General features: G+C 49.2%; 10 protein-coding genes and 3 pseudogenes. 1 reads left to right on the top strand and 12 read right to left on the bottom strand.

Translation table 11 applies throughout. The annotated features are described in order from the left end of the window. Positions 1 to 11: 11 nt before the first annotated feature. Together AB8996_RS03575 and AB8996_RS03570 are read right to left on the bottom strand one after the other, a co-directional pair. Positions 12 to 626: a formate/nitrite transporter family protein gene (locus AB8996_RS03575; RefSeq protein WP_369297600.1), complete on the bottom strand. Its 615-nt coding sequence runs from the start codon at positions 624 to 626 to the stop codon at positions 12 to 14. A 131-nt stretch (positions 627 to 757) separates the two neighbouring features. Beyond that, complete coding sequence (locus AB8996_RS03570; protein ID WP_369297599.1) at positions 758 to 1,495, bottom strand: AAA family ATPase; 738 nt, start codon at positions 1,493 to 1,495, stop codon at positions 758 to 760. A 129-nt stretch (positions 1,496 to 1,624) separates the two neighbouring features. Between AB8996_RS03570 and AB8996_RS03565 the strand changes: the two genes are divergently transcribed. Then, positions 1,625 to 2,803, top strand: a complete 1,179-nt coding sequence (locus AB8996_RS03565) for an SAM-dependent methyltransferase (protein WP_369297598.1) — start codon at positions 1,625 to 1,627, stop codon at positions 2,801 to 2,803. A 134-nt stretch (positions 2,804 to 2,937) separates the two neighbouring features. Here the strand turns inward: AB8996_RS03565 and AB8996_RS03560 are convergent. From AB8996_RS03560 to AB8996_RS03515, 10 genes and pseudogenes are all read right to left on the bottom strand, one after another. After that, a pseudogene (locus tag AB8996_RS03560) lies at positions 2,938 to 3,471 on the bottom strand (D-alanyl-D-alanine carboxypeptidase family protein); the annotation flags it as partial. Positions 3,472 to 3,834: 363 nt separating this feature from the next. Next, a complete protein-coding gene (locus tag AB8996_RS03555) occupies positions 3,835 to 4,947 on the bottom strand; it encodes a sensor histidine kinase (protein ID WP_369297597.1) in 1,113 nt (370 codons plus the stop codon). Between the two features lies 1 nt (position 4,948). After that, a complete protein-coding gene (gene vanR / locus AB8996_RS03550; RefSeq protein WP_369297596.1) occupies positions 4,949 to 5,650 on the bottom strand; it encodes a VanR-ABDEGLN family response regulator transcription factor in 702 nt (233 codons plus the stop codon). Then, positions 5,643 to 5,836: pseudogene (locus AB8996_RS03545) on the bottom strand (helix-turn-helix domain-containing protein). Before AB8996_RS03545 ends, vanR begins: the two are co-directional and overlap by 8 nt. A gap of 606 nt (positions 5,837 to 6,442) precedes the next feature. Beyond that, complete coding sequence (gene lysS / locus AB8996_RS03540) at positions 6,443 to 7,942, bottom strand: lysine--tRNA ligase (protein WP_369297595.1); 1,500 nt, start codon at positions 7,940 to 7,942, stop codon at positions 6,443 to 6,445. 92 nt (positions 7,943 to 8,034) lie between these two features. Beyond that, positions 8,035 to 8,523, bottom strand: a complete 489-nt coding sequence (greA, locus tag AB8996_RS03535; protein ID WP_369297718.1) for a transcription elongation factor GreA — start codon at positions 8,521 to 8,523, stop codon at positions 8,035 to 8,037. A 117-nt stretch (positions 8,524 to 8,640) separates the two neighbouring features. Further along, positions 8,641 to 9,753, bottom strand: coding sequence for a murein hydrolase activator EnvC (locus AB8996_RS03530; RefSeq protein ID WP_369297594.1), 1,113 nt, complete (start codon positions 9,751 to 9,753; stop codon positions 8,641 to 8,643). Between the two features lie 34 nt (positions 9,754 to 9,787). After that, positions 9,788 to 10,699, bottom strand: a complete 912-nt coding sequence (gene ftsX, locus AB8996_RS03525) for a permease-like cell division protein FtsX (RefSeq protein ID WP_369297593.1) — start codon at positions 10,697 to 10,699, stop codon at positions 9,788 to 9,790. A 248-nt stretch (positions 10,700 to 10,947) separates the two neighbouring features. Beyond that, positions 10,948 to 11,601, bottom strand: a pseudogene (gene ftsE, locus AB8996_RS03520) (cell division ATP-binding protein FtsE); the annotation flags it as partial. 219 nt (positions 11,602 to 11,820) lie between these two features. Beyond that, a complete protein-coding gene (locus tag AB8996_RS03515) occupies positions 11,821 to 12,906 on the bottom strand; it encodes a PucR family transcriptional regulator (protein WP_369297592.1) in 1,086 nt (361 codons plus the stop codon). Between the last annotated feature and the right edge of the window lie 139 nt (positions 12,907 to 13,045).

The raw sequence follows: 13,045 nt of genomic DNA, 5'->3' as shown, positions 1-13,045 counted from the left end.
AAGTAATGGGGTTATTTCTGTGCGTCCCTTGTCCGGGTCGCCAGACGGACAGTGAGCGCTCCCGCACTGTTTGCCAGAGAGACCAACACCAGGAATAGCAAGATTCGCGGTAGCTCCCTGACAGACGATACCCCAAACACGCAATAACACATATCCGCAACGCTGTGTTCAAATCCGCACAAAATGAACACCGAAACGCAGAGGAAAAGCCCGGTGACCTTTCCAAAGTCGTTGGGATTGCTTCTATAGTTTTCCACGGCAAGGTACATCAATATGCCGCAGAAGAAGCCCAGGATAAGCACGGAATGCCAGGGCAGCTCCAGCTTTGCGGAGACGAGCTTTGCGGCGGTCTCGTGCAGAGCCGGCTTTGCCAGCCGGACAAGCCCGGAGGCGATGATACAGCCCAGCAGGTTCCCAAGCCAGATAATAAAGCAGTTCGGGTGGTTTTTATTATCCAGCACATACCCGATTTTCCCGGTAAAAAGATTCATGCCAAAGGCGCAAATGACGAACAGACCGATAGAAAACAGCAGCGCCCCCACCACCCGGTTTTCACAGACCAGATACACGGTGGCGCCGATGGTGATAGAAAAGCCTGCGGCAATCGCTTTTTTCAATGTTTCCATAACTCATTTCCCTATTCCGACCCGCGCCGTATCCCTAATTTTTTATCAAAGGCTGCGGGAACTTTGAATGTTAAGTGTACCATAGTTTCAGGCAAAAAACAAGCCCGGCGCCGGGCGGACCGCCCTATCTTTTATTCCTCAAAGAGATACGCCATGAAGCGCTTTGGGTTTTCCAGAAAATTTTTGGTCAACTGGTAATTCTCACATTCCTCATATGCCACGGTCTCGATTTCCCCATTTGCGATCTGATAGATCCTTGCATTGGGATATGCCAGCAGAATAGGCGAATGTGTTGCGATAATCAACTGAGAATCCCGCTTCACCAGCCGGTCGATCTCCGAGAGCAGCGTCAGCTGCCGCAAGGGAGACAGCGCCGCTTCCGGCTCGTCCAGGAAGTACAGACCGTTCCCCCGGAAGCGGTTCTGCACCAGCGAGAGGAAGCTCTCCCCGTGTGACTGCTCGTGGAGGGATTTTCCGCCGTAGCCGTCCAGATAGTTGCCCGGCACAGTGCGGTCCAGCTCGTCTACCTGGGACGCCACATTGTAGAAGCTTTCCGCCCGCAGGAAGAAGCCGTCCTTCTCCCGTGCCTGCTTCACGACCGTAAGGAATTGATGCAGATTAGAGGTGGTGTTTTTGGTGGAAAAATTGAAATTCTTCGAGCCGCCCTCCGCGTTATACCCGGCACACACGGCAATGGCTTCCAGCAAGGTCGATTTTCCCGTGCCGTTTTCTCCTACGAGAAAAGTGACGCTCTGCGAAAAGCTCAGCCGTTTCACACGGTTCAGGTATTTGACGATCGCCAAAGAGGAAATGTAGGAGTTATCGTCACAGCAGGACATTTCAATTTCCTTGATGTACCAGCGTTCCATGGGGACACCTCGAATCTCAGCTTTTCACAAGTATACTACATTTTACGGCGGCAGACAACCGGCAGGAACAGCTGATTGACAAGCCGCCGGTTTGAGGATAAAATCGTGTTAGAAAAAACGAAAACAGGTATGGGTGGCAGTATGGGAGAATTGACAGAATATCTTCGCCGGATTTCCGAAAACGGCAATGTATATAAGGCGGTGCTCAGCAAGCCGGTCGTAAAAAGCCAGCCGCTGAAAAAAATCGTTGCGGAAAGAAAGGACGCGGGCTACCAGTTCAGCAAATACACGGAAAAGCAGGTGTTTCACGAAAACGTCCCCGTTGACGCCTTCGCGGAAGCCTGCGAACGGCTCATGCAGGGGCAGTTCCTTCAACTGAACGCCTGGGACGACCAATGGGAATCCATGCTCCTGATTTCCCGAAAAGGGCGCTGTACCTTCCAGCGCCGGGCGGTAAACAGTTCCCGCCCGCTGCCCGTCTCTGTGACCCACAACCGAAAAAAGAATTATATTCTGGAAGCCAGCCCCGATGTGCTCCCTCTTGTGGACATGGGGGTCTTTACCAAAGAGGGAAAAATCGTCAATGCCATGTACGACAAGTACAAGCAAATCAACCGCTATCTGGAAATCCTTGACGACGCCATTCAGAATCTGGAAACCGATTCGGTCAATATCATAGACTTTGGCTGCGGCAAATCCTACCTGACCTTCATCGTCTATCACTATCTCACGAAGCTGCGGGGAATCCACGCGAATATTATTGGGCTGGACTTAAAGGAGGACGTGATTGAAAAGTGCAACGCTGCCGCTGCCCGCTATGGATACCGTAATTTGCGGTTTGAGCTGGGAGATATCAACGGCTATCAAGCCCCTTTCCCTGTGGATATTGTCATGACGCTTCACGCCTGTGATACTGCCACAGATTTTGCCCTGTTCAACGCCACTCAGTGGAACGCAAAAATGATTTTCTCCGTCCCCTGCTGCCAGCATGAGCTGAACCGGCAGATACAGCCGGAAAGCCTTTCTATTCTTTCCCGCTATGGGATCGTGCAGGAGCGGTTCTCCGCTTTGGCAACGGACGCTATCCGGGCAAACCTGCTGGAATACTGCGGCTATAAAACCCAGCTGCTGGAGTTCATCGACTTTTCCCACACGCCGAAAAACATTTTGATCCGCGCCGTTTTCCGGGACCACACCCCGGAAGCGCACCGCCGGAAGGTGCTGGAAGAAACCCTGCGGCTGATGGAGCAGTTCCATTTCTCCCCCACGCTCTACCGGCTGATTTTTCCCGAAAGTAAAAACGATTAAAAACCGTGCGGCTTCTACGGGAAGCTGCACGGTTTTTGTATCTGTTCCCTTCTGAAAACATCTCTAAATAAAAGATCGTCTTTGCCATTTTCCAAACGGAAGCAGAAGCGGGAATATCTGCGTCAATCTTTTTTTCATTGCTTTTCTTCCAAATATTCTTCCAGGCAAATTCCTCTTTCGTATATCTCTGTTGCAGCTTCCACGCCAACATAGCGGTAATGCCAAACTTCTTCGGCTGTACCTGTGATATCAGTCTTTCCAGCAGGATAGCGGAAAATAAAACCATATTTATAGCTGTTTTCTTGCAGCCAAAAATAAACATCATAGGTTGCCCCGTTAATATCTACCGCTAAACCAAGCTGATGTTCGCTGTAACCGGGGACAGCCACCCATTGCTTTGCCTGTTCTATAGCTTCGCTTTCGGAATATCCTTCTTTTTTATACTTTGAGATTTTGTCATCATATAGCTTTTGCTGTGTTGCTTGCGTTCGGTAGCCGGATACTACCATAGGGAGCTGATCCCAATTTCCCTCTTTCGCAGCCTCTAGCATTTCCATCAGCGGCTCATAAATCCGTCTGTCAACTTTCTCTCCGCCGGAGACTTCAACCAAATCTGCTTTATAATTGGCGGGAACAGCATTTTGTCTGTTCACCAATGTCAGATTCCAATCTGTTTCGTCTTCAGGACTTTGCGTCTCACTAGAATCCGTTTCATTTTTTACCGTATTGCTTTTGGTAATTGTTATAGGCGGATTGTCGATATTCTTATCCCCAGCCTCTTTTCCGTAATTCCATAAAAGAACTACACTGAATAATAAGGTTACAATCAAAGCGCAGCTTATCAAGGTATATTTGCGCTGCCTATTGCGTCTGCGATCGTGTTGAACATTTCTGCGTTCCATATTTGATTCTCCTTTCAAAAAGCACAAGTGCCTCTGTTCAGCCATAATTATACCGAACAGAGGTACCTGTGTTTTTAATATGAATTTGTTTATTTCCTAAGAAAATCCTAATATGGCATTGCTGTTTTCCTAATCTGTTGCAGGAAGTCTTACGGCAAAGATGACTGTATCATTTTTGCTGATAACATGGATTTGCCCCCCATGCAAAAGCACAATTTCTCTCGCAATCGCCAGTCCTAACCCTGTTCCGCCTTTATCCGAGCCCCGTGCCTTATCCGAGCGATAAAATTTATCAAACAGCTGTCTTTTGTCATTTTCCGGGATCGTTTTGCCCTTATTTTGGAAAAATACCGTTATGTGCTTATCTGTTTTTTGAGCCGATATTGCAATGGGGGTTTGGGGATAGCTGTATGCGGCTGCATTTCTCAAAATATTACTGAATACCCGTGCAATTTTATCAGCGTCCGCATAAATGGTGAAATCTTCCTCCATGCTTAGCTCAATGGAATTTCCTCTGACTGCAAAGCTGGGAGAAAGCTCGTCCGTTAATTGCACAAGCATATAATATAAATCAATATTAGATTTAGACAGTGTGATCTGCCCTGAGTTATAGCGGGTAATCTCAAAAAACTCATTAATCATTTTTTCTAAACGGCAAGCCTTATCCAATGTTATATGTACATATTTTGCTCGCTGTTCTATTGGCATTTCGGGATCTTCTTCCAGAAGATTCAGGTATCCGATAACAGATGTAAGAGGCGTTCGTATATCGTGCGCCAAATACATAACTATTTCATTTTTGCGCTGCTCCGCAAGAAGTGAATCCTGTTTACGCTGCCATAGCGTCTGCTTCACTGTATTGAGCTTTTTCTCCATCGGTTCCATTTCAGGCAGAAGATGAAGCGGTTGATTGTCGTCAATAAGCAGCTTGTCAATACCGCCGTTAATATGATCAAAATAACGGACGATCCACACAAAGAGATACCGGAGCAATATCATAAAAATCAGTATGATTGCAATCGCAAAAAAGACCGATTTGTTTTGGCGAAGCGAAACATGATAAAACTCAAATGCTTCGTGTTTTGTCATTCCAAAATATTGGAGAACCGATATAATCCAATCACCGACACGCTCATACCAAACTAAAAAATAGAAAAGCAAGACAACGCCTGTAGCTATAAACGCTGTAATTAAAAAGCGCAGCATTATTTTTCGTTTGAATCCTTTGTATTCGTCTGTCATTTTAGATTTCAATTTTATAACCGACTCCCCATATTGTTTTGATAAACTTGGGATCATCTAAAGTGTCGTTTAGCTTTTCCCGCAAATGCCGTATGTGAACCGTTATAGTATTATTTGCCTTGCTGTAATATTCATCTTTCCAGATACTATGGAAAAGTTCCTCGGCACTAACCACATCCCCTTTGTTTTCTAAGAGAATACGCAGGATCGAAAATTCCGTTGGGGTTAATACCACTGCCTTTTCGTTTAAGGTGCATTGGTGCGTCTTAATATTCATTACCAAACCGGAATGCTCAATCACATTCTTTTCTTTTTCCTCGCATTGTGGGGAATTATACTTTTTATATCTGCGCAGCTGGGATTTAACCCGTGCAAGTAATTCAAGCGGTTTGAACGGTTTTGTGATATAATCATCCGCACCCAGCGTTAAACCTGTGATTTTATCCGTTTCTTCGTCTTTTGCGGTCAGCATAATGATAGGATATGTATAGCTTTCTCTGATCTTTTGACAGATATGAAATCCGTCTATATCAGGCAGCATGACATCGAGTATTGCTAAATCCACTTCATTCGACTGTGCAAATGTCAACGCTTCAGCTCCGTTGGAAAACTTATTTACGCTGTATCCGTCGTTTTTAAGGTAGACCTCTATCAAATCAACGATTTCTTTCTCATCATCTACAATTAAGATTTTTTCACTCATTATATGGCTCCTTATCTTCCGGCACGGCTTCCATAATGTTTCCAAAATCGCATTTCAGATATTCACATATATTAAGCAAAACAGGAAGTGCAACATTTTCGTTTTTTCCAAGTTTAGCAAAAGTGCTTTTGCTTGCGTAGACAGCTACTCGTAATTGGCTTTTTTCAATCCTTTATCTATAAGCAATTTTCAAAGCTTATTATAGCGAACTTTCATTTTGTTCTTCCGAACAGATTTGTTAATTCTATTGTAGCACTTAAAGAACAAAAACGCAAACGTTTAACCTGCATATACAGACCTTTCAAAAAGTATATAAGATAGCCCGCCTTCCTTGCTTTCCACATTTACCCTTTCGGGCAGGAGGATCATGGCACACTTCCATACGGCTGAGGGTTTCCCCTCCGCTCAGGAACGACCTGATGAATGTGTATTCAATTTTCAAGGAACTCGTGAGGTGTTTTCCCTCACACCCCACAACAGCAAAAAAAGCTCGAAAAATTAAACCACTTTTTCAAAAAAATTTTTTCAGGCAGATTCGGAGGACTTGAAAAGAAAAAAGCGCCCGCCACATTCCACTCTGGAATGCGACGGGCGTAACAAAAAAAGCCCACCGATTTCTCGGTGGGCTTCTGTACCTACATAGATTTACAAAGGGCTGCGGGGACTTGCGGAGATTTGCATAATCACGCCGCATCTTTTGTGGTGCGGTTTTCGTAAATTGTGGTAAGCTCTGTGGTAAGCTCCCTCCATAACCCTCTGTATGTCTCTGCGTATGAACTTATACGAGCTTACTCAGTCGATTGGCTTCATTGTCGGGAAGGCGATCACGTCGCGAATGGAATCTGCGCCGGTCAAAAGCATGACGCAGCGGTCTATGCCGATGCCCAAACCGCCCGTGGGAGGCATACCGTACTCCAGGGCCGTCAGGAAATCCTCGTCCATCATGCCTGCCTCGTCATCGCCCTTGGCACGGGCTTCCACTTCCTTTTGGAAGCGCTGGCGCTGGTCGATGGGGTCGTTCAGTTCCGAGAAAGCGTTGCCCATTTCCGAATGGCAGATAAACAGCTCGAACCGCTCGGTGAGCCGCGGGTCCTTGGCGGAACGCTTCGCCAGAGGAGAAACGTCTACCGGGTGCATGGTGATAAAGGTGGGCTGGATCAGCTTTTCCTCTACGCGCTGGTCAAAGCATTCGTAAAGGGCGTTGCCCCAGGTAGGCTCCTTTGTTTCAGGCAGCTCCACGCCGATGCTTTTTGCTGCCGCCACCGCCTCTTCATCGGAAGTAATGGACATGAAATCGATCCCGCAGTATTCCTTGACCGCTTCGTGCATGGGAAGACGGCGCCAGCCCGGCGTCAGGTCGATCTTCTCCCCCAGCCATTCCAGCTCGTAAGTGCCCAGGATTTCCTTGGCGGCGGAAGAAAGCAATTCTTCAAACAGGTCCATCATGTCGTTAAAATCGGCGTAAGCCTGATACAGCTCTACCGTGGTAAATTCCGGGTTGTGCTTGGGATCCATGCCCTCGTTTCGGAAAATGCGCCCTAAATCATAGACGCGGTCCATACCGCCCACGATCAGCCGCTTCAAGGGCAGCTCCGTGGCGATACGGAGGTACATATTCAGATCAAGCGTGTTGTGATGGGTCACAAAAGGTCTGGCGGTGGCGCCGCCCTGAATGGTATTGAGCACGGGCGTTTCCACCTCGATAAACCCGTGGTCGTCCAGATAATTGCGGACATGCTTGATAAATTTCGCGCGGATCACAAAATTCTGCTTGACCTCCGGGTTGACGATCAAATCCACATAACGCTGGCGGTATCTCAGGTCCTTGTCCTGCAAGCCGTGGAATTTCTCCGGCAGCGGCAGCAGCGACTTGGATAGCAGCAGGATATTCTTGGCGCGGACGCTCATTTCCCCGCGCTGGGTGCGGAACACCTCGCCCTCGGCCCCTACAATGTCGCCGATATCGAATTTCTTGAACTTTTTATAGACAGCTTCGTCCATTTCGTCCTGACGGGCGTAAAGCTGGATACGTCCGTCACGGTCCTGGATATCGCAGAAGCTGACTTTTCCCATGCCTCTTTTCGACATCAGGCGACCGGCGATCTGAACCGGCTTTCCTTCCATTTCCTCAAAGTGATCCTTGATCTGCTGGGAAGTTGCGTTCCAGAGGAACCGGGTCTCCTGAAAGGGGTCTTCCCCTGCTTCCTGAAGGTTTGCCAGCTTTTCCCTGCGGACGCGCAGCAGCTCATTTAATTCCGCATGCTGCGGCTCTCTCGTGTTCTCTTCCGCCATATTTCATACCCTTCCTTTCTTTTCCTCTTACAAGAAAAGGAGCGGCGTACTGTGCTGCTCCCTTTTCGCTGCTTTTTCTTTCCCGGGAACGTTTACCGGGAAATGGTCACGATTTTATACTTGGCAGTGCCGGCGGGAGTTTCCACCTGCACGGTCTTACCGACCTTTGCGCCTAAAAGGGCTTTGCCCACTGCCGATTCATCGGAAATCTTACCGTTTCTGGGATCGGCTTCATTGGAACCGACGATCTTGAAATCACGGGAAGATTTTTTGCCGCCCGGCATGGTGATATTCACTTCTATTTTTGAGCCGATGTGCACCGTCTCGTTGGTCAGCTCGCTTTCGTCGATCACTACAGCGCCCTTGAGCATGACCTCCAGATCGGCAATACGGGCTTCCATGATTGCCTGTTCGTTTTTCGCCTCATCGTACTCGCTGTTTTCAGAAAGGTCGCCAAAGGACAGGGCTACCTTGATTTTTTCCGCCACGCTTTTTCGTTTGACGGTTTTCAACTGTTCCAGCTCTTTTTCCAGGGAAGCGAGACCTTCCTCTGTTACAAAATACTGCTTTTCTGCCATGATCCATCCATCCTTTATCAACAGGCGGCGCTTTTGCGGCCGCATTGTGTTTTATTATAGTGAAATTACGCTCTGTTGTCAATGCAAAAGCTGCAAACAGCCGTTACTTTTCCATCGCGCTTAAAAATATCCCATAGGATTGGTGAGACCGCCGCCGGAAATCACCTCAAAATGCAGGTGGGGTCCCGTGGAATTTCCCGTGCTGCCCACATAACCGATGACTTCCCCCTGCTCCACAGCAGCGCCGGTTTCCGTGGCGAGGGCGCTCATATGGGCATAGCGGGTCTCATAGCCGTTGCCGTGGTCGATGAACACGCAGTTGCCATAGCTGTCGTTCCAACCGGCATAAAGAACCGTGCCGCCGTCCGCGGCAATGACAGCCTTGCCGTAAATATCGCCGCCGGCAATGTCAATGCCCCGGTGACCGCCTTCCCCGAAATAGCAGGTCAGGTACGTGTAGCCCGGCATTGGCCAGATGAAATTGCCCGTGCCCACATAGCCGCCGCTGCCAAGATTTCCCGAGCTGGTGCCCGGCTGATAGAGCTGCGCTTCCAATTCGGCGATGGCAGCTTCGTTTTCCTCTATTTGAGAGCCCAGCAGCTCAAAATCGGCAAGGGCGCTCCGCTCCTCATTTTCCGCGTTTTCCAGGCTGTGCTGGGCTTCCTCATACAGCTTCGTCAGCTCTGCGCCTTTGGAATCCAGTTCTTTCTTTTCCCGGCTCAGCTCCGCCTTGTCCTCATTGATCTCCGCGAGCTCGGTTTCTATCTCGGAAAGCTGGGAAGTCAGGCGCTGGATCAGCTCCTGGTCGTGCTGGGTAACGGATTTCAGAAGCTGCACCTTATGGGTGAAATCCAGAATGCTTTCGCTGTTCAGGATAACCGCCAGGGTGGAAGCGTCCCCTGTGACGTACAGCGCCTTGATGCGTTCTTTCAGCAAATCGGTGTTTCGGTTGATATCGCTCTGCTTTTCGGCGATCCTGTCCTCTGATTCGGCAATTTTCCCGTCCAGCGCGGCAATTTGTTTTCGGAGCACGTCTATCTGGCTCTGCACGGTATCTATTTGACCGTACAATGTGTCAAGATAAGCCCTTTTCTGCTCCGTATCCAGTTTCAATGTTTCCAGTCTGGCTTCGTTCTCCTCTTTCTGTGACTGCAGGCTGTTCTGTGTTTCCCGCAGCTCCTCCAGTGTTTCGGCGGAGACGGGGAACGTGATCAGCAGCAATGCCGCGAGCATTGTGCACAGAGCGCTCTGCAGCCGCTTTTTTGAGTTAAACAACAGCATCTTCTCCTTCTTTCTTGAGATATTTCCCGATGGAGATCACGCCGCCCAGCATACCGAACAGCATGCCCACCAGAATATATGCCAAATATACCCAGCCCACATAGGGCTTGATCTCCACAATGGTCAGGAAAGGAGCAATGTTGTAGACGATCTCCACCATCTTGTCATAGGCAAAATACAGCACTGTGGCAGAGATCGTGCCGGACAGCACGCCGATCACCAAGCCTTCTACAATAAAGGGAATCCGCACAAAGCCGTTGGTGGCGCCCACCGATTTCATAATGGAAATCTCCATGCGGCGGGAGAACATGGTGACCTTCACGGTGTTGGAAATGATGAACAGGGAAACCACGCCCAGCACCGCCACAAGCGCAATGCTGCAATACCGCACCAGGCGGTCCAGATTGCTGAGCTTCGTGGCGATATCGCGGTAATCGGAAACGCGGTCCACCCCGTCTACCGCCTTTATGGCGGCAACGGTCTCGTCATACTGGGTCAGATCCGCCATGGAAATGGTGTAGGCGTCCGGCAGGGGGTTATCGGTTCCCTGCAGGCTGTTGAACAGCGTGCCGTCCCCGCCCATTTCCTGCATCATATCGGACAGGGCGGCGTCCTTGGGGACAAAGGTGCATTCGGCGATATTGCCAATGCCGCGCAGGTCCTCGCCCACCTTTACGGCGGTCAGAGACGGCAGGTCGTCCTTCAGGTACACGGTGATGGTGTTATTGCCCTCAATGGCTTCCATCATCACGGAAAGGTTCACGGTCAGCGCCCCGGCGACGCCGGTCAGCAACAGGCAGGCGATCAGGACCGCAATGGACGCGATACTCATTGTTCTGTTTTTCCACAGGCTTTTGATACCCTCTCGAAAGAGGTACCCGGTGTTATGCAGTCCCATTATTCCACCTCCCCGTCATCTTGCCATTCGTCCGTTTCATCGTCCTCATATTCCTCTTCGTATTCCCCATCGTACTCTTCTTCATATTCGGGGATATATTCCTCGTCCTCTACAGGCTCTGAGTCTTCCGCTTCTTCCGGCTCGTCATAGGTTTCGGAATTGTCGTACTCCGCGTAATCGTCGTCCTCCGCCGGGTCAGGCTCGTTATACTTCTCCGGGGGCGCATAGCTTTCCTGCATGGCGGCGGTATCCGCCACGATCTCTCCGCTATGTATCTGAATGATCCGCTTATGGAAATGCTTTACCAGGGAATGTTCATGGGTTACCATCAGCACAGTGGTGCCGCGGCGGTTGATTTCGCTGAGCAGGTCCACGATCTCAAAGGAAAGGGCGGGGTCGATGTTGCCGGTAGGCTCGTCGGCAATGATCATGGACGGATTGTTCACCAGCGCCCGCGCCAAGCCTACTCTCTGCCTCTCGCCGCCGGACAGCTCGGTGGGATAGTGCTTCGCCTTGTGCTGCAGACCCACCAGGCTGAGAATATAGGGCACACGCTTCTTAATGGCCTTGGGGGGCGCGCCCACCACACGCATGGCAAACGCCACGTTGTCGTACACCGTCATGTGGTCGATCAGGCGGAAGTCCTGGAACACCATGCCCATTTTCCGCCGGACATAGGGGATTTTCCCTTTCCGCAGATGGGAAACGTCCTGCCCGTCCACAATGATCTGCCCGGACGTGGGGCGCTCCTCGCAGGTGATCAGCTTCAAAAACGTGCTTTTCCCCGCGCCGGAAGAACCCACGATAAATACGAAGTCGCCCTTATCCACCTTCAGGTTGATTCGATGCAGCGCTTCTGTTCCGTTGTTGTACACCTTTGACACATTGCGAAATTCTATCAAAACTATCCCTCCAAACAGATGAAACCGTTTGCCATGCCGAAAAGCCCCGGCATTCTTTTCTTTTTTCTTCTGTCTCAGCTTCCACACAATAGCACCCATCAGCATAACGTATTATACCAATGGGTGCGCACAGTTTAATTCTTTTATAGAATTTATTTGTAACCAATTTGTAATTTTCGCCGACAAAAACCGGGAAAATCCGGGACATTAGCCCTGAAATCAGAATTTATTGGGGTTGCTCGACAAATACTTCTTCACCATCAAAGCGACCTTAAATACAATGGCGTCTTCAAATTCCCGCAGATCCAGACCTGTGATCTTCTTGATCTTTTCCAGGCGGTACACCAGCGTATTGCGGTGGACGAAAAGCTTTCGGGAGGTTTCCGACACATTCAGGTTGTTTTCAAAGAACCGCTGGATCGTAAACAGCGTTTCATGGTCCAGAGAATCAATGGACCCCCGGCGGAACACTTCTTTCAGGAACATTTCGCACAAGGTCGTGGGCAGCTGATAGATCAGGCGGGCAATACCCAGATGGTTGTAGCTGACGATGGGCTTCTCCGTATCGAAGACCTTCCCCACCTCTAAAGCAATCTGTGCTTCCTTGAAAGAGCGCGCCAAATCCTTGATGTTGCTCACCACTGTGCCGATACCTACGGTGCAATGGGTGTAAAACTCGCCGGACAGCGTATCCACAATAGAGCTTGCCAGCTTATTGATATCCTTTTCGTCGATATTGGGCTTGATCTCCTTGACAAGGGCGATATCCGTCTCATTGATATTGATGATAAAATCCTTATTCTTGTCCGGGAACAGGTTCTGCAGCACATCATAAGCGGAAATGTCGTTTTTATCGGTGATCTTGATGAGCATGCAGACGCGGCTCACATCGGAATCAAAATGGAGCTCATGGCTTTTCAGGTAAATATCACCCGGCAGAATATTGTCCAGGATCACATTCTTGATAAAATTGCCGCGGTCATACTTTTCATCATAATACTGCTTGATGTTATTCAGGGAAACCGCCAATATTCTGGCATATTTCTGCGCCTCCGGGTCAGTGCCGGACACAAACACGGCATATGCGGAGCTGGGACGGTTGCCAAAGGACTTGAAGCTGTAATTGTCCGCCTGGAACACATCCGAGGATTCCAGATCCTCCAGTGTGACGCTTTCACGGACCTCTCCAACTTTCCCAAGCTCACTACACGCGATAATGATGGAAGATTCATCGATCACACCAATAGTGCGGTCAATGGTTTCTCCCATTTGATGGATAACTCCCTGAAACAATCTGTTGGACATGACACTTCCCCTTTCCTTTTTTCAAGGCAGGAGCAAAACTCCTTACCGAAATGTCCTGGCTGTGAATGACAATACTGTCAGGCAATATTGTCAAACGATATATAGATTTATTTTACATAAGTTACAGCAAAATTTCAAC

Origin of the sequence: uncultured Neglectibacter sp. (genome assembly GCA_937958185.1) — a bacterium.
Classification (GTDB): domain Bacteria; phylum Bacillota; class Clostridia; order Oscillospirales; family Acutalibacteraceae; genus Acutalibacter.
Note: the sequence above shows the minus strand (reverse complement) of the source record. Positions and strands in the feature narration are given on the sequence as shown.

Bases quoted from the DNA above. Each gene is read 5' to 3' on its own strand.
- AB8996_RS03565 (WP_369297598.1), top strand. From the start codon at position 1,625: ATGGGTGGCAGTATGGGAGAATTGACAGAATATCTTCGCCGGATTTCC.
- AB8996_RS03530 (WP_369297594.1), bottom strand. From the start codon at position 9,753: ATGCTCGCGGCATTGCTGCTGATCACGTTCCCCGTCTCCGCCGAAACA.
- AB8996_RS03575 (WP_369297600.1), bottom strand. From the start codon at position 626: ATGGAAACATTGAAAAAAGCGATTGCCGCAGGCTTTTCTATCACCATC.
- ftsX (WP_369297593.1), bottom strand. From the start codon at position 10,699: ATGGGACTGCATAACACCGGGTACCTCTTTCGAGAGGGTATCAAAAGC.
- vanR (WP_369297596.1), bottom strand. From the start codon at position 5,650: ATGAGTGAAAAAATCTTAATTGTAGATGATGAGAAAGAAATCGTTGAT.
- AB8996_RS03570 (WP_369297599.1), bottom strand. From the start codon at position 1,495: ATGGAACGCTGGTACATCAAGGAAATTGAAATGTCCTGCTGTGACGAT.
- AB8996_RS03515 (WP_369297592.1), bottom strand. From the start codon at position 12,906: ATGTCCAACAGATTGTTTCAGGGAGTTATCCATCAAATGGGAGAAACC.
- AB8996_RS03555 (WP_369297597.1), bottom strand. From the start codon at position 4,947: ATGACAGACGAATACAAAGGATTCAAACGAAAAATAATGCTGCGCTTT.
- lysS (WP_369297595.1), bottom strand. From the start codon at position 7,942: ATGGCGGAAGAGAACACGAGAGAGCCGCAGCATGCGGAATTAAATGAG.